We start from the raw sequence: 21,230 nt of genomic DNA, 5'->3' as shown, positions 1-21,230 counted from the left end.
CGATCTGCGGCTTGACCTGATCGAAGCTCGGCGGCTTGCGGTTGCGCTTCTCTTCGACCTTGAAGCCGAGATCCTTCGCGGCCTGGTCACCGATCGCCCGCATAGGAGTGCACCAGCGCGCGCAATTTGCCGAGGCCGTTCTGCCGGCTGCCGTCGATCGCCGCGATGAAGCCGTCGACCTGCTCCTGCCCCAGCGCCCAGCATTCGAACAGGATGTCCTCCTTGCTGCGGAAGTAGTTGTACAGCGCCGGCTTGGTGATGTTCAGCCGCTCGGCGACCTCGTTGAGCGTGGCGCGATGATAGCCCTGCTCGAGAAACAATTGCACGGCCGTGCGCAGCACCGCCTCGCGCTTTTCGTCGCGGGCGCGGCGGCGGTTCTCGAACGGCATCCAGGGCGAGGTCGTGTCGTTGGCGGGGCGTCCGTCCATCATGCATCCGTGAAACGGGGCCGATTGACTCCGGCGCCGACGGCTTATATTACTCACGGGTAATAAAAAGTCCAACGAGTAAGATTGGGAGAGAAACAGATGGCGTCACCCGTTTACGTCGCCGGCGTCGGCATGATCCCGTTCATGAAGCCGGGCGCCAGTGAGCCCTATCACCTGATGGGCGCCGAGGCGGCGCGCCGCGCGCTCAGCGATGCCGGCATCGGCTACGACGCCATCGAGCAGGCCTTCGTCGGCTACGTCTACGGCGACTCAACCTGCGGCCAGCGCGCGCTGTATCAGGTCGGCATGACCGGCGTGCCGATCGTCAACGTCAACAACAACTGCTCCACCGGCTCGACCGCGCTGTATCTGGCGCGGCAGGCGATCGCCTCGGGCGCGGCGGATTGCGTGCTGGCGCTCGGCTTCGAGCAGATGAAGCCCGGCGCGCTCGGCTCGGTGTTCGTCGATCGCCCCAGCGCGTTCGAAGACTTCGACGCCGCCGCCGACGCGCTGATCGACGCGCCCGGCATTCCGCTGGCGCTGCGTTATTTCGGCGGCGCTGGCCTCAGCCACATGCAGAAGCACGGCACGCCGCTGTCGTCCTTCGCCAAGGTGCGCGCCAAGGCGAGCCGTCATGCGGCGAAGAACCCGCTGGCGCTGTTCCGCAAGGAACTCAGTGCCGACGACGTGCTGAACGATCAGGTGATCTGGCCCGGCGTGATGACGCGGCTGATGGCCTGTCCGCCGACCTGCGGCGGCCCGGCCGCCCGTGCTGGTGTCGGAAGCCTTCGCCAAGAAGCACGGCCTCGCTACCAACGTCCGCATCGCCGCGCAGGCAATGACCACCGACACGGCCTCGACGTTCGAGGCGCACGACATGATGCGGGTGTCGGCTACGACATGGCGGGTGCGGCGGCCAANCAAGGGTACGAGCAGGCCGGCGTCGGCCCTAGCGACATCGACGTCGTCGAGCTGCACGACTGCTTCGCCCACAACGAGCTGATCACCTACGAGGCGCTCGGCCTGTGCCCCGAAGGCGGCGCCGAGAAATTCATCGACGACGGCGACAACACCTATGGCGGCAAGTTCGTCACCAATCCTTCGGGCGGCCTGCTGTCGAAGGGTCATCCGCTCGGCGCCACCGGCCTCGCGCAGTGCTACGAACTGACGCGGCAGCTTCGCGGCACGGCCGAAGCGACGCAAGTGGACGGCGCCAAGCGCGCGCTGCAGCACAATCTCGGCCTCGGCGGCGCCTGCGTCGTCACGCTGTACGAACGCGCCTGAGCGTCGTCATGGTCGATCAATCCGCTGTCGGTCACCGGTTCACGCCGGTGACAGCCGCTGTCGAGCCCGGTCGTCTGCGCTACTTCTTCGAGACGCTGGGCGAGACCAATTCGCTGTATCGCGACGCCGCAGCCGCCAAGGCCGCTGGCTATAAGGGCATCCCGATCCCGCCGACCTATCTGTTCTGCCTGGAGATGCTCGACAACGAGAAACCGTTCGAGTTTCTCACCGCGCTCGATATCGATCTCGGACGCGTGCTGCACGGTGAGCAGAGCTTCACCTATCACGCCCCCGTCGTGGTCGGCGACACGCTGACGTTCCAGTCCAGCGTCGCGAGCGTAGCCGAGAAGAAAGGTGGCGCGCTGACGCTGATCGGCGTCAACACCACTGTCACCAATCAGCACGGCGTCCATGTAGCCGATACGGCCCGGACGATCGTCGTTCGCAACGGGTGAGCGCCATGACCGACACGAAAGCAGCAGCGGTCGGCGACCGCGTCGTGCACAAGCAATTTCCGGCGATCAGCCGGCATCGGCTGGCGTTGTATTGCGGCGCCTCGGGCGATCACAATCCGATCCACGTCGATATCGACTTCGCCAAGGCGTCGGGATTTCCCGACGTGTTCAGTCACGGCATGCTGGTGATGGGCTATCTCGGCCAGGCGCTGAGCGACGCGTTTCCGCCGAGCCGCATCCGCAGCTTCTCGACGCGCTTCGCGGCGATCACGCAAGTGGGCGCGGAGCTGACCTGCGAGGGCACCGTCGCCGAGCTGTTCGAAGCCGGCGGCGAACGCTGCGCCCGCATCGCGCTGACCACCAAGGACCAGCACGGCGAGACCAAACTCGCCGGCGAAGCCGTGGTCGCTTTGTAAATGTACCCATCCGTCATGCCCGGGCTCGTCCCGGGCATCCACGTCTTCTGCGCCTCACGGCCCAAGGCGTGGATGGCCGGGACGAGCCCGGCCATGACGAGCCAATACTAATAAGTTGAGGGAATCCCATGGCCAAACTGCAAGGCAAGGTGGCGCTGGTCACCGGATCGGGCCGCGGCATCGGCCGCGCCATCGCGCTCAAGCTCGCGTCCGAAGGCGCGCGCGTCGTCGTCAACGATCTCGACGCCGAACCCGGCAATGCCGTCGCCGCCGAGATCAAGGCGATGGGCAGCGACGCTATCGCCATCAATGGCAGCGTGTCGGAGCCCGGCTTCGCCGATCGCTTCGTCGGCGCGGCGGTGGAGCAATTCGGCGGGCTCGACATCATCGTCAACAACGCCGGCTACACTTGGGACTCGACGATCCAGAAGATGACCGACGAGCAGTTCCAGGCGATGCTCGACGTGCATCTGGTGGCGCCGTTCCGCATCCTGCGCGCGGCTGCCGAGCCGATCCGGATCTTCGCCAAGAAGGAAGCCGAGGCCGGCCGCGAAGTGTTCCGCAAGGTGGTCAACATTTCGTCGATCGCCGGGCTCTACGGCAATGCCGGACAGGCGAGCTACTCGTCCGCCAAGGCGTCGTTAGTTGGGCTGACGCGGACACTGTGCAAGGAATGGGGCCGCTACAAGGTCAACGTCAATTGCGTCGCCTTCGGCCTGATCAACACCCGCCTCACCCAACCGATCGAGACCCAGCAAAAGACCATCGACGTCGCCGGCCGCGACATCAAGGTCGGGGTGCAGCCGCAGATGCTCGACGCCATGGCGCGGATGATCCCGCTCGGCCGTGGCGGCACGCCCGAAGAAGCCGCCGACGCCGTGTATTTGTTCTGCAGCCCTGAATCGAACTACATCAGCGGCCAGGTGCTGGTCTGCGGTGGCGGGTTGATCCTTTAAGGCTACGCCGCGGTCAGCGCAAAGATGAGTCGGAGGATAGGATGAGTTGGGTGCTGTCGGAACGACGGGGCGCGGTCGCAGTGCTCACGCTCAATAATCCTGCGCAGTACAACGCGATGCGCCGAGGCCTGCTCGGCGATCTCGGGAATGCGCTGAACGCCGCGTTCGCCGACGAGGCGGTGCGGGCGATCCTGCTCACCGGCGCCGGAAAAGGCTTCTGCGCCGGCGCCGAGCTCGGCAACGGCGACACGTTCAGCGCCGGTGCCAACGTGGCGCCGTGGATGCGGGCCGAGCTGAGCCCCGTCATCGAGTCGATGCGCAATGCCGAGAAGCCAATCGTCGTTGCGGTTAACGGCGCTGCTGCGGGCGCCGGTGTCGGCCTGGCGTTGGCCGGCGATATCGTGTTGGCGGCGCGCTCGGCCAAGTTCGTGCTGAGCTTCGCGCGGCTCGGGGCCGCGCTCGATGCCGGCACTTCCCTGTTTCTGCAACGCTCGATCGGCGTCGCCCGTGCCCGCGCTCTCGCACTGCTGGGTCGGCCGCTGACGGCCGAGCAGGCCGAACAATCGGGACTGATCTTCCAGACCGTCGACGACGCGCGCTTGATGGATGAAGCGATGGCGATCGCCGAGCAGCTCGCCGCGGGGCCGCCGATCGGCCTAGGCCTCATCAAGCGTCAGATCGAAGCAGCCTGGGATGCACCACTCGCCGCCACGCTCGACAGCGAGGCGGAATGCCAAGGACGGGCGTTCGTCACCGAAGACCTGCGCGAAGGCGCGGCCGCGTTCGTTGAGAAGCGGCCCCCTCAATTCAAAGGGCGGTGACGTCGTACGTCGAGGTTCATGTATCTCCTCGGCCGCCGCGCCGATCCGGAACCCCTCGCGAACCGTCAGCATGTGGCGAGGTGGAGGGGGCTCTGGCTGGGGCGGGAGGGTACTCAGCCAGCAGCCAACCGGATCGAACCTATTGAAATTATTGCGTTTCTATTCGCGACACAGGGCGTGTGTAGCATCCAGGTGTAGCATCAGCAAGTCCCGTGGCGGGACGAGCGGAAAGGCGCAGGCGCCCTGTGTCCCTACAGGCATGGGACTACGCCGACCTCGCTCGATCTTGATTGCACGGTCGAGTCCGGGAAACAACATCCGGCTGCCGACCTCGAATTGAACGATTCAAGGCCGATAGGCGTACCGGCCCCTCACGGCTTCATCGCCATCCTCCTCAGACGGGACCTGAAGCCTGGCGCAACCGTCCAGGGTGGCCACAATAGCCATCGGGCAGCGATGTCTCGCCGCGCGCCTTTCAAATGGAAATGTGGACAGTGCCAACGCGCGATTTTCGCAGGCGGCAGTGTAGGCACCAGAGTGGGCGGTAATTTCGCCGACGCCCCCGTTACATACCCCCTTTTGTAACGCTCAAAGTCAGAAAAGTAACGCCTAAAGTCAGAAATTTCGGCCGACTCGGCGACTCGATTTAAGCGTTTCCAAACTCTGCATTAAGCGTTTCCAAACTCGACACCAGCGTTACCAACGGTCGCGCCATGTAGCTCGCGGTTCTCCGACACACGGAAGCGACCTGCCGATATTGAGTGTCGGTCGCTACGGCGGCGGGCTAAGCCCACCCTCAGGGCCATTGGGGTGGGACATGTCCGCTTCTGGCCCTAAGCGGACGCTCAGCAAACAGATCACCCGGACCGGTGAGACAGATCCACTCGGCGATTTTCGATGGCCTCTACCCACCAGTGCCGTCGTAGGAGTCTGTTTCGATCAACGTTCTTCGTTCGCATCTCTCCATTGCCCGGACGGTTCGAGACTCGGCGCCGCCTATCTCGGTAAGAGATGAAGTATGCCTCTCGACGTCGCCAATATCTCCACAGCCGGGCGATGTTCGGGATTCCGCTAGGTATCGGACAAGCAAGGTCGTCACGCTGCGCGGCCGCAACGGCATGGGGATTACGACGACGGTGCGGAAGATCTGCTAATGCCGATCTGGAAAGCCAGCCCAGCGCGCGCGGATAGGTTTCTCGGCGTCGGCTGACCGCACACGCCCGCGGACGCAGATCAACTTGGCTCAACGCGTCCGCGCCCTTCCTCATCTCTTGCGCGGTGAGCGTCGTTGGCGGCCGGCCTTGGCGGCGACGGTCGTGAAGATCTGGCCGCCGGTGATCATTTCGATCTCCGAGGCGGGCAGCGGCTTCTGGCATTCGGACGACGGGTTGAGCCAGAAGTTCGAGCCCGGCAGCATTGCGAACAGGTCTTCGGCGACCGCGCCGAGACAGCTCTCCGGCTCCTTGACGTATTCGGAGATGCGCGATTTCGAGGTGAAGGCCGGGTGCCAGCGCAGGCCCTGGAATTCGACGGTGGCGACGTTGATGGTCTCCTGCGGCTGCAACGCGCGGCTCTCACCCGGCGCGACCGGCACGTCGGGCACCAGGATGTAGATCTCGGTTTTCAGGAGTGCCTGATAGAACGCCGGTGCGGCGTCGGCATCTCTGGCAGCCGCCTGCATCAGCGCTTCGAGTTTGTTCTGCGGTTCGAACACGGCCGTCCTCCCTGCTGATATGCGATGTGGCTGATCATTCGGTCTCGCGCAGCGCGCGATAGATCATGTTGCGCGACACGCCGAGCTTGCGCGCCGCTTTGCTGACATTGTTGCCCGCTTCGGCGTAGGCACTGAGGAGTTGCGTGCGCTGCAACTCGCGGAGCCCGCGCTTGAGCCCGCCGCTACTCGGCGCATTTGGAGACAATCCCTTGGTCGCGAGGTCGCCTAGCGCCGCCTTGACCGCCGCCTCGCCGATCAGACCGCCTTGTTCGGCGAGCGACAGCCGCGACAGCATGTTGCGCAATTGTCTGATGTTGCCGTCCCACTGCAGCTCGGCCATCCGCTCGATCGCGCCCGGCGTCAGCCGCGCCGATGGATCGATCTTGGCCATCACATGCCTGGCGATATCGGCGAAGTCGGAGCGTTCGCGCAGCGGCGGCAGCGTCACTTCCAGCGTGTTCAAACGAAACAGCAGATCGGAGCGGAAGCGGCCCTTGGCGATCGCCTCGTCGAGATCCGCATTGGTGGCGGACACCAGCTGGACATCGACCTTGCGCTTGGCACCGCCGACCGGACGCACGGTCCAATCGTCGAGGAAGCGTAGCAGCACGGCTTGCAGCGACACCGGCATGTCGCCGATCTCGTCGAGAAACAGTGTGCCGCCGTCCGCCTCCTTGAACAGTCCGACCGATCCGCCTTTGCGCGCACCGGTGAACGAGCCCTCGGCGTAGCCGAACAGCTCGGCTTCGATCAGGCTGTCGGGCAGCGCCGCGCAGTTGACCGGGACGAACGCGCCGGTGCGGCGGCTGGCGGCGTGAGCGTGGCGGGCGAGCTGTTCCTTGCCGGTGCCGGTCTCGCCGCGCACCAGGATCGGCATCGTGCGCGCCGCGGCGCTCTCGACCTGGCGCACGATCGCCGCGAGCGCAGGATCCGCGGAAACGAACTCGATCGCGGCCGGCGCCGGGGGCGGCGGCGCCTTGACGCGCGGCTGCGACATCACCGGGAACTGTCGTGTGTTCTCGATGGTGGCGACGAACTGGCTGCCGACATCGTCTTCCAGGCTCTGCCGCTCGCTGCGCCGGCCTTCGTCGACGAAGCGGTTGAAGTCGGTGCGGAATACGTCGGCGAAGTGCCGCCCCGCCGCGGCCGGCAGGCCGTGCAGCAGCACGCGCGCCGCGCGGTTGGCGGAGAGGATGCGGCCATCCTCGTCGACCGCGAGCAGGCCGGCGCTGAGCGTATGCAGATATTCGCCGCGGTTGTGAAACGCGATCAGGATATTGCCGCGGTGATACTCGCGGAACAGACCGTTCTCGATCTGCGTCGCCGCCATCCCGACCAGCGCTTGAGTATGCGTTTGGCGCGACAGGCAATCCGAAGAGGCGTCGAGGATGCCGGTGAGTTCGCCGTCGGGTGCGAAGATCGGAGCGGCGACGCAGGTCAGATTGTTGTAGCGCGGAAAGAAGTGCTGATCGCCGTGCACCGCAACCGGACGCTTCAGATGCGCCGCCGTGCCGAGCCCGTTGGTGCCGCAGTGGCGTTCGGTCCACAGCGCGCCGGGCCTGATGCCGGCGGCGTCCGACGCATCGCGAAAGCTGCGGTCGCCGATGATGTCGAGCAACAGCCCTTCGGCGCTCGCGAACGCCACCATGAAGTTGGAGCCGGAGATCTGCTGATGCAGCGTGTGCATCTCCGCCAGCGCCAGGCCGCGCACCAAGGAGCAGCGCTGCTGTTCCTGGCGCAAGGTCGCGGCGCAGACGAATTCCGGCGGCGGCGGTTGCCGCATGTCGAGTCCGAGTGCGATGCAGCGCATCCAGCTGTCGTAGATATCGACCGGCATGTAGCCGGCCGGCGAACCGCCGCGTTGCTCGAGCGCTAATCCGATGTTGTCGAGGCGCCGCCCGGCAAGCAGCATCGACTGCCCTCCCTGATCGAGCATCAGACGTTCCTCCGTCCCGCGAGCCGTGTTCGGCTTCTCGTTGCGGCGTTCGAACTTCAACATATTCCAACTAAGTAAAATTCCAAATTCTTCGTCTCGTCTCGAAGTGTTCCGCGGCGGAACACGAATGTTCACCACGTTGGTCCGATGCGGATCGCGGCGGCGCCGTCGCGCGATCCCGAAGTGCATGTAACTCAGGCTGTTAGTCGCGTGGCATGGCTCTTGCTGTTGTTAGTTCGTCGCACGGCGCCAACGAGGTGACAGAACAAAAATAATTTTCAGGGAGCGAAGGTTCGATGAAAGCCGCGGTTCTGCATGCATTCGACGAGAAGCTGACGGCGAAGGAATTCGTCAAATACGAAGACGTGGCGGATCCGAAGATCACGCGGCCATCGGACGTGGTGGTGCGGATCGGTGGCGCTGGTGTGTGCCGCACCGACCTGCACATCGTCGAAGGCATTTGGCGCAGCAAGGTTGACGTCAACCTGCCTTACATCATGGGCCACGAGAACGCCGGCTGGGTCGAGGCGATCGGCCCCGGCGTCGAAGGCATCAAGGTCGGCGATCCGGTGATCTGCCATCCGCTGGTGACCAGCGGTCATTGCTTGGCGTGCCGGCGCGGCAACGACATGCATGCGGACGACAGCGTGTTTCCCCGCATCAACGCCAATGGCGGCTACGCGCAGTATCTGCTGACGGGTCAGCGCTCGCTGATCAAGCTGCCGAAGACGCTGGCGCCGAAGGACGTCGCTCCATACACCGACGCCGGCCTCACCGCGTATCGCGCTGCGAAGAAGGCGTCGCGCCATCTGCTTCCCGGGCAGTACGCGGCCGTGATCGGTGCCGGCGGTCTCGGCCATATCGGTATTCAGGTTCTGGCGGCGTTGTGCGCCGCCGAAATCATCGTGGTCGATCGCGACGACAAGTCGCTCGAGCTCGCCAAGACCTGCGGCGCTCATCATCTGGTCAAGGCCGACGGCAACGAGGTCGAAGCCACGCTGGCGCTGACCGGCGGCCGCGGCGCCGAGGCCGTGATCGATTTCGTCGGCGAAGGCGAGGCCGTCACCCGCGGTCTGGCGATGACGGCGAACGACGGCTTCTACTACGTGGTCGGCTATGGCGGCAAAATCGAGCTGCCGACCATCGACCTGATCACCACGGAGAAGACCATCGTGGGCAATCTGGTCGGCAGTTACGCGGAACTGGTCGAGCTGATGAAGCTCGCCGATCGCGGCCTCGTTCAGCTTCACACCAAGGAATACAAGCTCAGCGCCGCCAACGATGCGCTGCACGATCTGCATCATGGCCGCATCCACGGCCGGGCCGTGCTGGTGCCATGACGAGCCGCTGCAAGGCAGTCCGCTCACTGCCGCAAACCTGGATGGGCGACATGACCAACAGCAGCGCGGACGATCCGCCGAACGCCGACCGGTCGGATCGCGAGGCGGCGCGCGCCAGCATGCTGGCCCGGCATCGGCTGATCGAGGCGATCATCCGCAACAACGAGGCGCAGCTGCGCAACGACAGCGCACGCGGCGGCGCCGAGATCGAGATGCACTGCGCACTTCGCGACGCCAGATCGCCGAACTCCGGGGACGAGGCCGCCGCCGACGTGGAGCGGCTGACCGCACGCTTCAAGGCGCTGCAGGACGAACACGATCGGCTCGTCGCCGAACGTGAGTGGCTCAACGCGTCGCTGCTCGAATTCGACGACGGCCCGCAGGGCGCGGGCACTCATTACCGATCAGGAAACGCATGATGACCAGCAACACTATCCGCACTGCCGGCAAAGCGCCGCGCACGGACGGCGTGCCGCCGGCCGGACCGACCGAACTCAGCGAGGAAGACCGCTCCAAGGACGGCTTCTTCCTGCAACTCGCGGGCATCGCCGAGGCGATGATCGCCAGCCACGGCCAAGGATTTCGCGATGGGCGCATTGGTGCTCACCGCGCGGTTCATCGCCGAAGGCAAGCCCTTGACCAAGGGTGCGCCGCACACCGACCCGGCCGACCGGCCGGTCTCCGGTCCGTCCTGAGCGACGGGTCACCGACCATCGGGCGCACCGCAATCGTGCACGCAACGACACGCCGAACGGACGCCCGACCAACGAAGGCAGGAAGTGGGAATTCAACTTAACGCCCAAGGGAGAACTAGATGTCTGAGACACTGACCCTCAACAAGATCGTGAACCAGAAGGGCATCAGCACCGCTGAAGCCGCAAACCGCGTGTCCGATCTTGGCTGGACGCCGAGCTACGTCCAGGAGGCGATGACCTTCCCGACCGACTACAAGATCTCGCGGGTGCCGCGCGACCCGATGAAGCAGGTGCTGCGCTCCTACTTCCCGATGCAGGAAGAGAAGGACAACCGTGTCTACGGTGCGCTCGACGCGGCGCTGCGCGGCGACATGTTCCGCAATGTCGAGCCGCGCTGGGTCGAATGGATGAAGCTGTTTCTGGCGATCATCCCGTTCCCGGAAATCTCCGCGGCCCGTTCGATGGCGATGGTCGGCCGACTGGCGCCGGGCGAAGAGCTGCGCACCGGCTTCACCATGCAGATGGTCGACGAGTTCCGCCATTCCACGATTCAGATGAATCTGAAGAAGTGGTACATGGAGAACTATATCGATCCCGCCGGCTTCGACATCACCGAAGCGGCGTTCGGCAAGTGCTACGCCACCACGATCGGCCGGCAGTTTGCCGAAGGCTTCCTGACCGGTGACGCGATCACCGCCGCCAACATCTATCTGACGGTCGTAGCCGAGACGGCGTTCACCAACACGCTGTTTGTAGCCATGCCGTCCGAAGCCGCCCGCAACGGCGACTATGCGCTGCCAACCGTGTTCCTGTCGGTGCAGTCCGACGAATCCCGTCACATCGGCAACGGCCACTCGATGCTGATGGCGATGATCCACGATCCGTCGAACCACCAGTTGCTCGAGCGCGACTTGAAATACGCGTTCTGGCAGAACCACGCCATCGTCGACGCCGCGATCGGCACCTTCATCGAATACGGCACGACGAACCGCGACAAGAACAAGGAATCCTACGCCGAGCTGTGGCACCGCTGGATCTACGAAGACTACTACCGGACCTACATGCTGCCGCTCGAGAAATACGGCATCAAGATCCACCACGACGACGTCGCCGAAGCCTGGGACCGCATCGTCAAGAAGAACTACGTCCACAAGACCGCGCAATTCTTCTCGGTCGGCTGGTCGTTCAACTTCTGGCGCATCGAAGCCCAGACCGAGAAGGACTTCGAGTGGTTCGAGCATAAGTATCCGGGCTGGTATGCCGAGTTCGGCGACTACTGGAAGTGGTACGCGAAGCTGTCCAAGCCGGGCGAGAAGGTCATCGCCTTCAATTCGGACGTCGGCTACGTTTATCCGCATCGCTGCTGGAGCTGCATGGTGCCGTGCCTGATCCGCGAGGACTTCTGCTGCGACGAAGTCGACGGCAAGGTCTACACCTACTGCTCGGAAGGCTGCCGCTGGACCCACAAGGTGGCGTTCGCTGCCGAATATGAGGGCCGCGCCACGCCCGCGATGGGCCGCTTCAGCGGTCGGCGCGAGTGGGAGGAGTGCTACCACGGCTGGGATCACGCCGATGCCCTGGTGGATCTCGGCTTCGTGCGCTCCGACGGCAAGACGCTGGTGCCGCAACCGCATCTGCGCTTCGAGCAGAAGGACATGTGGACGCTCGACCACGTCCGCGGCAACACGCTCGGCAGTCCGCTGCGCTCGTTCCGCGCCCTGAAGCCGGGTGCCGAACGCGACGCCGCCGTGGCCGAATATCGCAAGGGCTTCACCATCAATCCCTGCAACTGAGCCCGACCGGAGGCGAAGGGGCCGCACGCGGCCCCTTCGTTCCCGCCGATGCGGCGCCGCGCGCGCTGCGACCTCCGTCCCACTAACCAGGCCGAGATCCATGTCGGAAACCACCACCACCTACAAGGTCCGCCTCGAGCCGGTCGGCATCGAGATGGATGTCGACGAAGGCGAGACCGTTCTGGACGCCGGATTCCGCCAAGGCATCGCGCTGATGCATGGCTGCAAGGAAGGTCAGTGCGGCTCCTGCAAAGCACGTGTGCTGAGCGGTGACGTCGAGATGCTGAAATACTCGACCTTCGCGCTGCCGGACTATGAACGCGAGAACGAGCACGTGCTGCTCTGCAAGACCCACGCCTACAGCGACCTCGAAGTCGAGCTGCTCAATTTCGACGAAGAGCTGCTGTCGCATTCGATCGCGGTGAAATCGTTCGAGGCGCGGCTCGCCAAGGTGACGCCGCTGACCCACGACATCCGCCTGCTCGAGATCGACCTCGACAAGCCGATGAAGTTCTGGGCCGGCCAATATGTCGATCTGACATTGCCCGAGATCGGCGTGACGCGGGCGTTCTCGATGGCCAATGCGCCGGTCGACGGCACGCGGCTGTCCTTCATCATCAAGAAATATCCGAACGGTCTGTTCTCGGCGCAGCTCGACGGCGCGCTGCAGCCGGGCGCGGTGCTGCAGGCCAAGGGCCCTTACGGCACGTGTTTCCGCCGCGAAGGGCGAACCGGCCCGCTGCTGCTGATCGGCGGCGGCTCGGGCATGTCGCCGCTGTGGTCGATGCTGTCCGACCAGGTGCAGAGCGGCGATCAGCGGCCGGTGCGGTTCTTCTACGGCGCGCGGACGCGGGCCGATCTGTTCATGCTCGACGAGATCGCGGCGGTCGCCGCGGCGCTGCCGGACTTCGAGTTCATCCCGGCGTTGTCGCACGCCACGCCCGACGATCAGTGGGACGGCGAGACCGGCTTCATCCACGAGGTGGTGCGGCGGCGGCTCGCGGCCGAAGGCTTGAGCGGCGTGATCGACGCCTATGCGTGCGGGCCGGTGCCGATGATCGATGCGGTGCTGCCGGTGCTGCAGATGGCCAATGTCGAGCCCGATCACATCTTCTTCGACAAGTTCACGCCGGCCACGCGCTGACGGCCGACGCTTTCCACGACGACCAACGCCGTTCGGCGAAACCAATCATAACCCAGGGAGGATGACATGAGTGCGAGCCCACAGACCGTCCAGAAGTCCGGTGCCGCCGGATCCGCGATCTTCGCCGGATCCGACAGCCGCAAGTACAATTACTTCGAACCCAAGGCCCGCAAGGCGACGCATTACGAAGACATGACCGTCGACGTGCAGCCCGATCCCGAGCGCTATCTGCTGCAGGACTGGATCATCTCGTTCCCGGACGGCACGCCGACCTATTCCAAGACCTGGACCAAGGCGCTGAGCTCGAACTGGCACCAGTTCCGCGCGGTCGATCAGGAATGGGAGCGGACGCATTATCAGCGCCAGTCGACGATCTGCGGCATGGTGCAGGGCGTGATCGAGAACGCGCGCAAGTCCGGTGCGCCGAAGCGCTTCGACGCCGCCTGGGTCAAGATCCTGCAGGACCATCTCGGCGCCTACAAGCACGCCGAATTCGGGCTCGGCACCTCGCTGATGCAGGCGCAGCGCTACGGCTACACCCAGATGATCAACAACGCGACGCTGACCAACTCCTCCTACAAGCTGCGCTTCGCGCAGGACCTGACGCTTTATCTCAGCGAGATCGGCATGGATCTCGGCAATTTCGATCACACCGCCGGCAAAAAGCACTGGCTGGAAGACCCGATCTGGCAGGGCACCCGCAAGGCGATCGAAGCTATCATGGGCGCCACTGATTATCTCGAACAATATATCGCGACCAATCTGGTGTTCGAGCCGCTGGTCGGCGAGCTGTTCCGCAGCGGCTTCATCATGCAGATGGCTGCGTCGCAGGGCGACTTCGCAACGCCGTCCGTGGTCGCCGCCGCCGAGGCGGACTACGAGCGAAATCTCGCCAACACCGTCGAGCTGGTCCACATGCTGACGCACGACAACGAGAACGGCGCGCACAACCGCGATCTGTTCAACGGCTGGATCGCCCACCACGGCGCCCTGGCCCGCGAGGCGGCGGCCAATCTGCAGCCGATCTGGTCGCAGCCGCGCGTCAAGGTCACCGGCTTCGCCGACGCGCAGGCGCAGGCGGACAACCGTATCAAGACGATCTGCTCCCAGGTCGGCCTCGTCGCGCCGTGATCGCCAGCGCGCGGAGATAACGATGACGCACCACCAAGCAAGCCATCACCGAAGGAGAACCAGATGACCGAGGCTGCGACCAACATCTTCAAGTCGATGAAGGACATCAAATTCGAAGAGACGATCTCGCATCAATGCGGGGTCACGATGAACGACAGCGTCGAGGCGCGCGCGATCGCCGAGGTGATGGAGCAGAAGCCCGGCGTCAAGGTGACGTTCATGCCGGCGATGATCCGGATCGACGGCGAGGGCAAGCTGGTCTTCACGATGAGCGAGATCAGCGAAGCGCTCGGCCGCGAAATGACGCCGTATCTGTTCGAGATCTCGACCTCGACGCACTACGGCCGAATGGTGATGGTCGACGACGACACCGTGGTCTGCTTCGGCGACATGAACGAAGCGCTCGCCTACATCGAACACTGAGCGAGAGCGGGGCCGGGCAGTGTCCGGCCCCGCCGGCTGACGAAGATCCAAAGATCATCAATCGATGTGCCCAACGCGGCACGACCAGGGAGACGCGCGATGTACAGGACGGCATCCGGGGAAGAGATTTTCGTGATCGACGGCCATACCCATTTCTGGGACGGCAGCCCCGCCAATCAGAAGAACGTGCACGGCAAGCAGTTCATCGAGTGCTTCTACGCCTACCATTCGAACCTCAGCCCGGCCGAAGAGAAATGGCCGCTGGAGAAGTTCGAGAAGTACGACGCGCAGACCATGCACGACGATCTGTTCGTTCACGGCTACGACGATATGGCGATCCTGCAGTCGACCTATCTGACGGATTTCTACAAGCACGGTTTCAACTCCGTGGAGCGCAACGCGGCGCTGAAGAACAAGCATCCGGAGCGCTTCATCCTCAACGGCGCGTTCGATCCCCGCGACGGCAACAAGGGACTCGAACAGCTTCACGCCGACGTCGAGAAGTACAAGCTGACCGGCGTCAAGCTGTACACCGCCGAATGGCGCGGCGACTCCAAGGGCTATCGGCTCGACGACAAGGACTCCTACAAGTTTCTCGAGGCCGCGGAGAAGCTCGGCGTCAAGAACGTCCACGTCCACAAGGGCCCGACCATCATTCCGCTGAACAAGGATTCGTTCGCGGTCGGCGACATCGACGACGTTGCGACCTCGTTCCAGGGGCTCAACTTCATCGTCGAACATTGCGGCCTGCCGCGGCTCGACGATTTCTGCTGGATCGCCACGCAGGAGACCAACGTGTATGGCGGCCTCGCCGTGGCGCTACCGTTCATCCACACCCGGCCGGCTTACTTCGCGCATGTGATCTCCGAACTGCTGTTCTGGATCGGGCCCGACAAGATCCTGTACGGCAGCGACTACGGCATCTGGACGCCGAAATGGCTGATCGACCGCTTCATGGCGTTCGAGATCCCCGAGGAACTGAGCAAGGAAACCGGCGCGGTGCTGACGCTGGAGACCAAGAAGAAGATCCTCGGGCTGAACGCGGCGCGGCTCTACAACATCGATATCGAGGCGCAGAAGAGCCGGATCGGAGCGGCGGGCGGCTACGATCACCTCGCCGCGGCTTACGCAGCGGAGTGAGGCCGATGCAGGCCTCGATGTTGGCCGATCGCCAGGCGCAAGTCTGGGCGCGGCTACAGACGGTGACCGACCCGGAGCTCGACGAGTCGGTGACCGATCTGAAATTCGTCACCGAGGTCGAGGTGGATGCGGACGCGCGCGTCCGCATCGGCTTCCGGCTGCCGACCTATTGGTGTGCCGCCAATTTCTCGTTCCTGATGGCGGACGACATGCGGGCGGCGGTGCTGGAGCTGCCTTGGGTGCGTGCGGTGGAGGTCGTGCTCGGCGAACACATGTACGCCGACAAGATCAACGCCGGCCTCGCCGAGGGGCTGTCGTTCCAGCAGACCTTCGGTGACGAGGCCGACGGCGATCTGGGCGAGGTGCGGCGGACGTTTCTGCTCAAGGCGTTCCAGCGTCGTCAGGCGGCGTTGCTGGCGCATCTGCTCGAGGCCGGCCATCGGCCGGAGTCGCTGGTGACGCTGCGGCTCGATGCGTTGACGCGCCTCAACTTCGACGAAGCCGGCGCGGCTTTGCTGTCACGCTATCTCGAGCGCCGCGACGTCGCGGCGCAGGCCGGCGAGCCGCTCGCCTTCATCGACACCGAGGGCGCGCCGCTGCAGGCGGAAACGCTGTCGACCTATGTCCGCGCGCTCCGGCGCGTCGACGTCAATGCCGAGTTCAACAGCGCGCTGTGCCGCGGGCTGCTGCACGTTCGCTTCGATACCGAAACGCCGCTGACGCCCCGGCGCGCTGCACCGCTCGACCAAACAAGCCGCGCGCCCGCGTAGCGCGTATAAAAACACGGAGGATCACGATGGCTAAGATGATGCTTCACGATGCCCAGGCGCGCGAAGCGCTCGGGCGAGGGGTCGCCAAGCTGGCGAAGGCGGTCAGCGGAACGCTGGGGCCGAAAGGCATGAACGCGGTGATGGACAGGCCGATCGGCACGCCTCTGGTGTCGCGCGACGGCGTCAGCATCGCCGCCGAGATCGAGCTGGAATGCCCGTTCGAAAACATGGGCGCCCAGGTGCTGCGCGAAGTCTCCAAACAGACCAACGAGGTCGCGGGCGACGGCACCACAACGGCGACCGTGCTGGCGGATTTCCTGGTGCAGCACGGCCTCAAGCTGCTGGCCGGCGGCGCCAACGCGGTCGAACTGGTCGAAGGTTTGGAAGCCGCCGTCGAGGAAACCATCAAGGCGCTGAAGCGCGCCGCGAAGCCGGTCGACGGCCCGAACGGCATCCGCGCCATCGCCACCATCGCGGTCAACGATGCCCGGCTCGGCGCGATGGTGGCCGAAGCCTTCGCGCGCGCCGGCAATCACGGCATCGTCGCGGTCGAGTTCGGCTCGACCGTCGAAACCACGCTGGAAGTCGTCGAGGGCATGGCGTTCGAGCGCGGCTATCTCTCGCACCACATGGTCACCGATGTGGAGCGCATGCAGGTGGTGCTCGACGAGCCCTACATCCTGATGACCGACCACAAGATCCAGACCAGCGATCAGCTCGCCGGCGTGTTCGCGCTGATCGAGAAGAGCGGCCGGCCGCTATTGATCATCGCCGAGGACGTCGCTCCGCCGGTGATCATGATGCTGCTGTCGCGGCGCGAGAAGACCAACGTCAAGGTCGCGGCGATCCATCCGCCGGAATACGGCCACTGGCGCAAGGCGATGCTGGAAGACATCGCGGTCGCGACCGGCGGGCGGGTGATCTCGCGCGATCTCGGCGGCACGCTCGAACGGGCCAGGCTCGAGGACCTCGGCGCGGCGCGGCAGGTGCGGATCTCGTCGTCGAAGACGCTGATCACCGCCGGCCATGGCAGGCCGAACGAGATCGAAGCGCGGCGCGAGCAGGTGCTGCGGCAATACGAGGCGGCGCCGGAGAACATCGAGCGGGACAAGTTTCAGGAGCGGCTCGCCAAGCTGTCGGGCGGCACCGCGATGATCCTCGCCGGTGGCGCAACGCCGGTCGAGCAGAAGCGCCGCGCGCAACTGATCGAGGACTCGATCAATGCCACCCGCGCGGCGATCGAGGAGGGAGTCGTGCCGGGCGGCGGCGTCGCGCTGATCCGGGTCACGCCCGAACTCGATGGCCTGATCGGTAAGCTGGAGGGCAGCGCCCGGCAGGGCGCCGAGCTGGTGCAGCGCGCGCTCAGCCAGCCGCTCGCCTGCATCGTCGCCAATTGCGGACGGGACAGCGCAGCGGCTGTCGACAAAGTCGCCAAGGCCAGCAACGGCTACGGCTTCGACGCGCGGACCGGCACCACCGTGGACATGATCAAGTCCGGGATCATCGATCCGGTGAAGGTCAGCTACTCGGCCGTCCGCAACGCCGGCTCGGTCGCCGCGCTGATCCTGACGACGCAGACGCTGATCGCCAAAAAACCCGAGTATCACGACATCACCGCCGAACCTGCGCGTGGGGGCGGCGCGGAGTTGTTGTAGCAAGCGCGGCAGTGGCCCTTGCGAGCCCACCGCCCAACGCTCGTCATTGCGAGCCGAAGGCGAAGCAATCCAGAGATGCCGAGCACGGCGCTGGATTGCTTCGTCGCTTCGCTCCTCGCAATGACGGACGCGGTGTCTGATGGGACCTCTATGGAAGAGGCGACGGCCACGAGCCAGTGCCAACTATCGCGGCGCCTGCCCCAGTGCGCGGTAGACAGTATTGCGGGAGACGCCGAGGCGCCTCGCGGTTTCGCTGACGTTGCCGGCGGTCTCTGCATGGACGGCGAGAATGCTGGCGAGCTGCATGTCCTGCAGCGACCCGGATTTCGGCGGCCGCGTCTGGCCGATCAGGTCGGCGATGACCGACGAACCCGGTTCGTCGCCGCCGGCGAGCGCGATGCGCGCCAGGATATTGCGGAGCTCGCGGATATTTCCCGGCCACGATCGCGCCGCCAGCGCCGTCATGGTCGAGGGAGCAATCTCGCAACCCGGATCGATGCCGTCGATCAGATGCCGCACGATCGACTCGAAGTCGGCGCGGTCGCGCAGCCGCGGCAGCGTCACTTCGAGCGTGTTCAGCCGATACAGCAAGTCGGAACGGAAGCGGCCCTCGGCGACGGCGGCCTCGAGTCCGGCGTTGGTGGCCGAGACCAGAAAGATATCGACGCGTTTGCGCGCGCCGCCGACCGGACGCACCGTCCAGTCGTCGATCAGACGTAGCAGCACGGCCTGCAGGGCGACCGGCATGTCGCCGATCTCGTCGAGAAACAGCGTGCCGCCGTCAGCCTCTTGCACCAGCCCCGGCGCGCCGCCGCGACGTGCGCCGGTAAATGCGCCTTCGGCATAGCCGAACAGTTCGGCTTCGATCAGGCTGTCCGGCAGCGCAGCGCAGTTCACCGGCACGAACGCGCCGCTGCGTCCGCTGGCCGCGTGGGCGTGTCGCGCGAGCTGCTCCTTGCCGGTCCCTGTCTCGCCGCGGATCAGGATCGGCATTTGTCGCGCAGCCGCGACTTCGACGCGGCGGACCACGGCCTGCACGGCCGGATCCGTGGCAATGAAGCTGGTCGCGGACGAGGCCAGTGATCGCGGCCGCCGCGGCGGCGCGCAAGGCTGACGCGGCGCGGAGGTCTCGTCGCAGAAACGCAAGCTCGGCGGCGGCAGCGCACGTGCCGGTGCGGGTTGCTTCCGCAAGTCAGCGGGATGATCCTGCTTTTGCAGGCCGCGATCGGCGACCGTCAGTCGTCGCCGGGCGTGCAGCACGATGACGGCGCCGATACCCATATCATCGTGAGCGACGAGATCGACGCTCGCGCCCGGCAGCAACTCCTTCAGTTTCGCAGGCCACTCGGCAAAATCGAGCCGCTTGAGAATCCGTGTCGGCGGATCGAGCCCGTGACTGCGAAAATTGTCTCGGATCGCCTTGTGGGCGAGTTCGCTGCCATGAAGAATGGTGCCGCGCCGGTCGATCAGCAGGCAATCGTCCGCGGCCCACAGCGCGCGCTTGGCGAGATAGTGCTGCAGCAGACGTTCGTGGTCTTCCTTGATGGCCCGCGCCAGCACGCTTTCGACCTGCTGTCCGACGCAGACCGCGAGCGCCAGGCTATGCGGATTGAATGTCGTCGCAGGGCCGGAAATATCGACGATGCCGAGCACCTCGCCATCAACCGGATCGCGCACCGGCACCGCTGCGCAGGTCCAGCGCTGCACCTCGGCGCAGAAATGCTCGGCGCCGTGGATCTGCACTGGTCGTGCCTCCGCCATCGCGGCACCGATGGCGTTGGTGCCGATATCGGCCTCGCTCCACCGGCCACCGTGCTCGAGATGCACTGATCGCCCGGCATCGATCACCCGTGCGTCGCCTTCGGTGTCTATGATCAGGCCAGACGGATCGGTGAGGATCATGATCGAATGCGCGTCGCTCAGAAATGTTCGCGAATTCTCCAGCGCATTTCGCGCTGCGTGCCTGAGCGTGACGTGCTTGGCGCGTTGACGGAACAGCTCGGCTTCGGCGACCAGCGGCGCCTTGTCGCGACTGATCGCGACCTGATGGCTGCGCGACCGTTGCCACGAGTTCGCCACGGGAGACCGCAATTCGCTCGCCAGCGCGCCTCGTTCAACGAAGCGTTCCCACGCAGCGCGTATGTCTCGCTGTTCCATGTCGGCTCCCTTGGCGTCATGGCGTCCGAGGCTGCGAACCGCGGCGTTAGCCAAGTCTGTCTCGGCCCGCGATCACCTCGGTGAAGTCGTCTCGCGTTCGTCCACTAGCCCGCATCGCGTCGCGCAAATGATCCTTGCGTCGCCGCCAGCAGCGTCCCTGATCCTCGATGTCCCCGCGAGCCGTCAAAGGGAGTGGTCAGCTCGCGGATGGTGAGCCTATACCTCCTTGGCAAAGTGGCAAGAAGGAGTCGGAGGGAAGCGATGCCGGTGAGAAAAAATCGTTGCTGCGCTGCGATTTCATAACGCCGCACTGTTTGCATTGCGAGACGATTTGCTACCGCGACGTGCGTGAGTTGCTGCTACTCGCTGCCGGCGCTGGCGCGATCAATGTCGTTCATCGCAGTATTTGCAGGAACAACACGAGCACTGGTGCGTGGTGCTCGACCTTAATCTCATCAGAAGAGGAATGCCCGCGATGGCCAAGCCGGTCCATTCGATGATCCGCGTGCTCGACGAGGCGAGGTCGCTGAATTACTATAGGAAAGCCTTCGGCCTCGAGCCGGCCGATCGCATTCCGTTCCCCGACTTCACGCTGATCTATCTGCGGCACCCGTCGTCGCCGTTCGAACTCGAACTCACCGTCAATGCCGACCGGACGACGCCGTATCAGCTCGGCGATGGCTACGGCCATCTGGCGGTGGTTGTCGACGACTTGGCCGCGGAGCACGCACGCTTCGAACGCGAGAGTCTCGCGCCTGGTCCGATGCGTGAATTACGGCACGATGGCGCAGTGTTGGCGAACTTCTTCTTCGCCACCGATCCTGACGGCTACAAGATCGAGGTGATCCAGAAGGGCGGCCGCTTCGCGTGATGACCCGCTCCGTGGCAGCCATTTGACGTTCCGCTGAAATCCTGATTCTCCGCCTTCAAAGCGTGGATGCGCGGGGAGACGAAGAGGTAGAGCCGGGCATG

18 protein-coding genes and 1 pseudogene are annotated in these 21,230 nt (G+C 64.8%); 15 read left to right on the top strand and 4 right to left on the bottom strand.

What is annotated here, in order from left to right:
• Positions 1–98: 98 nt before the first annotated feature.
• Positions 99–428 (bottom strand): annotated as a pseudogene (locus I5M_RS25560) (TetR/AcrR family transcriptional regulator); the annotation flags it as partial.
• A 99-nt stretch (positions 429–527) separates the two neighbouring features.
• On the opposite strand from I5M_RS25560, the gene I5M_RS30630 reads away from it, so the two are divergent.
• The 5 genes from I5M_RS30630 to I5M_RS25530 all read left to right on the top strand — a co-directional run bounded on the left by I5M_RS30630 (position 528) and on the right by I5M_RS25530 (position 4,360).
• Positions 528–1,712: a lipid-transfer protein gene (locus I5M_RS30630; RefSeq protein WP_244432094.1), complete on the top strand. Its 1,185-nt coding sequence runs from the start codon at positions 528–530 to the stop codon at positions 1,710–1,712.
• Between the two features lie 8 nt (positions 1,713–1,720).
• The gene (locus tag I5M_RS25550) at positions 1,721–2,167 is read left to right on the top strand and encodes a MaoC family dehydratase N-terminal domain-containing protein (protein WP_022723995.1); all 447 of its coding nucleotides are present in this window, start codon (positions 1,721–1,723) and stop codon (positions 2,165–2,167) included.
• Between the two features lie 5 nt (positions 2,168–2,172).
• Positions 2,173–2,583 (top strand): MaoC family dehydratase, encoded by a 411-nt coding sequence (locus I5M_RS25545; protein ID WP_022723994.1) that lies wholly within the window; start codon positions 2,173–2,175, stop codon positions 2,581–2,583.
• Positions 2,584–2,711: 128 nt separating this feature from the next.
• Positions 2,712–3,539 carry an SDR family NAD(P)-dependent oxidoreductase gene (locus I5M_RS25535; RefSeq protein ID WP_022723992.1) on the top strand — a complete coding sequence of 276 codons (828 nt, stop codon included), beginning with the start codon at positions 2,712–2,714 and terminating at the stop codon, positions 3,537–3,539.
• 41 nt (positions 3,540–3,580) lie between these two features.
• Positions 3,581–4,360: an enoyl-CoA hydratase-related protein gene (locus tag I5M_RS25530; RefSeq protein WP_022723991.1), complete on the top strand. Its 780-nt coding sequence runs from the start codon at positions 3,581–3,583 to the stop codon at positions 4,358–4,360.
• A gap of 1,264 nt (positions 4,361–5,624) precedes the next feature.
• Here the strand turns inward: I5M_RS25530 and I5M_RS25520 are convergent.
• A complete protein-coding gene (locus I5M_RS25520) occupies positions 5,625–6,074 on the bottom strand; it encodes an SseB family protein (RefSeq protein ID WP_022723989.1) in 450 nt (149 codons plus the stop codon).
• Positions 6,075–6,108: 34 nt separating this feature from the next.
• Positions 6,109–7,986, bottom strand: coding sequence for a sigma-54-dependent Fis family transcriptional regulator (locus I5M_RS25515; protein ID WP_031337583.1), 1,878 nt, complete (start codon positions 7,984–7,986; stop codon positions 6,109–6,111).
• A 320-nt stretch (positions 7,987–8,306) separates the two neighbouring features.
• Between I5M_RS25515 and I5M_RS25510 the strand changes: the two genes are divergently transcribed.
• The 9 genes from I5M_RS25510 to I5M_RS25465 all read left to right on the top strand — a co-directional run bounded on the left by I5M_RS25510 (position 8,307) and on the right by I5M_RS25465 (position 18,101).
• Positions 8,307–9,350, top strand: a complete 1,044-nt coding sequence (locus I5M_RS25510; RefSeq protein ID WP_022723987.1) for an NAD(P)-dependent alcohol dehydrogenase — start codon at positions 8,307–8,309, stop codon at positions 9,348–9,350.
• A gap of 41 nt (positions 9,351–9,391) precedes the next feature.
• On the top strand, positions 9,392–9,769 hold the full coding sequence (locus I5M_RS25505) for a hypothetical protein (RefSeq protein ID WP_083909681.1): 378 nt from the start codon (positions 9,392–9,394) through the stop codon (positions 9,767–9,769).
• 395 nt (positions 9,770–10,164) lie between these two features.
• Complete coding sequence (locus I5M_RS25495) at positions 10,165–11,838, top strand: aromatic/alkene/methane monooxygenase hydroxylase/oxygenase subunit alpha (protein ID WP_022723984.1); 1,674 nt, start codon at positions 10,165–10,167, stop codon at positions 11,836–11,838.
• A 100-nt stretch (positions 11,839–11,938) separates the two neighbouring features.
• On the top strand, positions 11,939–12,982 hold the full coding sequence (locus I5M_RS25490) for an NADH:ubiquinone reductase (Na(+)-transporting) subunit F (RefSeq protein ID WP_022723983.1): 1,044 nt from the start codon (positions 11,939–11,941) through the stop codon (positions 12,980–12,982).
• A gap of 66 nt (positions 12,983–13,048) precedes the next feature.
• A complete protein-coding gene (locus I5M_RS25485; RefSeq protein WP_022723982.1) occupies positions 13,049–14,113 on the top strand; it encodes an aromatic/alkene monooxygenase hydroxylase subunit beta in 1,065 nt (354 codons plus the stop codon).
• A gap of 63 nt (positions 14,114–14,176) precedes the next feature.
• Entirely contained in the window at positions 14,177–14,536 is a 360-nt protein-coding gene (locus I5M_RS25480) for an MmoB/DmpM family protein (protein WP_022723981.1), read from the top strand.
• Between the two features lie 99 nt (positions 14,537–14,635).
• Positions 14,636–15,676, top strand: a complete 1,041-nt coding sequence (locus I5M_RS25475; protein ID WP_022723980.1) for an amidohydrolase family protein — start codon at positions 14,636–14,638, stop codon at positions 15,674–15,676.
• 5 nt (positions 15,677–15,681) lie between these two features.
• The gene (locus tag I5M_RS25470; protein ID WP_022723979.1) at positions 15,682–16,446 is read left to right on the top strand and encodes a metal-sulfur cluster assembly factor; all 765 of its coding nucleotides are present in this window, start codon (positions 15,682–15,684) and stop codon (positions 16,444–16,446) included.
• A gap of 26 nt (positions 16,447–16,472) precedes the next feature.
• Positions 16,473–18,101, top strand: coding sequence for a molecular chaperone GroEL (locus I5M_RS25465; RefSeq protein ID WP_022723978.1), 1,629 nt, complete (start codon positions 16,473–16,475; stop codon positions 18,099–18,101).
• A 183-nt stretch (positions 18,102–18,284) separates the two neighbouring features.
• Here I5M_RS25465 and I5M_RS25460 read toward each other — a convergent pair whose 3' ends face one another.
• A complete protein-coding gene (locus tag I5M_RS25460; RefSeq protein ID WP_031337576.1) occupies positions 18,285–20,258 on the bottom strand; it encodes a sigma-54-dependent Fis family transcriptional regulator in 1,974 nt (657 codons plus the stop codon).
• A 475-nt stretch (positions 20,259–20,733) separates the two neighbouring features.
• On the opposite strand from I5M_RS25460, the gene I5M_RS25455 reads away from it, so the two are divergent.
• Positions 20,734–21,129, top strand: coding sequence for a VOC family protein (locus I5M_RS25455; RefSeq protein WP_031337574.1), 396 nt, complete (start codon positions 20,734–20,736; stop codon positions 21,127–21,129).
• Positions 21,130–21,230 lie beyond the last annotated feature (101 nt).

Origin of the sequence: Rhodopseudomonas sp. B29, from assembly GCF_000333455.1 — a bacterium.
Taxonomy (GTDB): Bacteria; Pseudomonadota; Alphaproteobacteria; order Rhizobiales; family Xanthobacteraceae; genus Rhodopseudomonas.
Note: the sequence above shows the minus strand (reverse complement) of the source record. Positions and strands in the feature narration are given on the sequence as shown.

Coding starts and splice junctions, on each gene's coding strand:
- I5M_RS25550 (WP_022723995.1), top strand. CDS start 1,721: ATGGTCGATCAATCCGCTGTCGGTCACCGGTTCACGCCGGTGACAGCC.
- I5M_RS25545 (WP_022723994.1), top strand. CDS start 2,173: ATGACCGACACGAAAGCAGCAGCGGTCGGCGACCGCGTCGTGCACAAG.
- I5M_RS25535 (WP_022723992.1), top strand. CDS start 2,712: ATGGCCAAACTGCAAGGCAAGGTGGCGCTGGTCACCGGATCGGGCCGC.
- I5M_RS25530 (WP_022723991.1), top strand. CDS start 3,581: ATGAGTTGGGTGCTGTCGGAACGACGGGGCGCGGTCGCAGTGCTCACG.
- I5M_RS25515 (WP_031337583.1), bottom strand. CDS start 7,986: ATGCTGCTTGCCGGGCGGCGCCTCGACAACATCGGATTAGCGCTCGAG.
- I5M_RS25510 (WP_022723987.1), top strand. CDS start 8,307: ATGAAAGCCGCGGTTCTGCATGCATTCGACGAGAAGCTGACGGCGAAG.
- I5M_RS25505 (WP_083909681.1), top strand. CDS start 9,392: ATGGGCGACATGACCAACAGCAGCGCGGACGATCCGCCGAACGCCGAC.
- I5M_RS25495 (WP_022723984.1), top strand. CDS start 10,165: ATGTCTGAGACACTGACCCTCAACAAGATCGTGAACCAGAAGGGCATC.
- I5M_RS25490 (WP_022723983.1), top strand. CDS start 11,939: ATGTCGGAAACCACCACCACCTACAAGGTCCGCCTCGAGCCGGTCGGC.
- I5M_RS25485 (WP_022723982.1), top strand. CDS start 13,049: ATGAGTGCGAGCCCACAGACCGTCCAGAAGTCCGGTGCCGCCGGATCC.
- I5M_RS25480 (WP_022723981.1), top strand. CDS start 14,177: ATGACCGAGGCTGCGACCAACATCTTCAAGTCGATGAAGGACATCAAA.
- I5M_RS25475 (WP_022723980.1), top strand. CDS start 14,636: ATGTACAGGACGGCATCCGGGGAAGAGATTTTCGTGATCGACGGCCAT.
- I5M_RS25470 (WP_022723979.1), top strand. CDS start 15,682: ATGCAGGCCTCGATGTTGGCCGATCGCCAGGCGCAAGTCTGGGCGCGG.
- I5M_RS25465 (WP_022723978.1), top strand. CDS start 16,473: ATGGCTAAGATGATGCTTCACGATGCCCAGGCGCGCGAAGCGCTCGGG.
- I5M_RS25460 (WP_031337576.1), bottom strand. CDS start 20,258: ATGGAACAGCGAGACATACGCGCTGCGTGGGAACGCTTCGTTGAACGA.
- I5M_RS25455 (WP_031337574.1), top strand. CDS start 20,734: ATGGCCAAGCCGGTCCATTCGATGATCCGCGTGCTCGACGAGGCGAGG.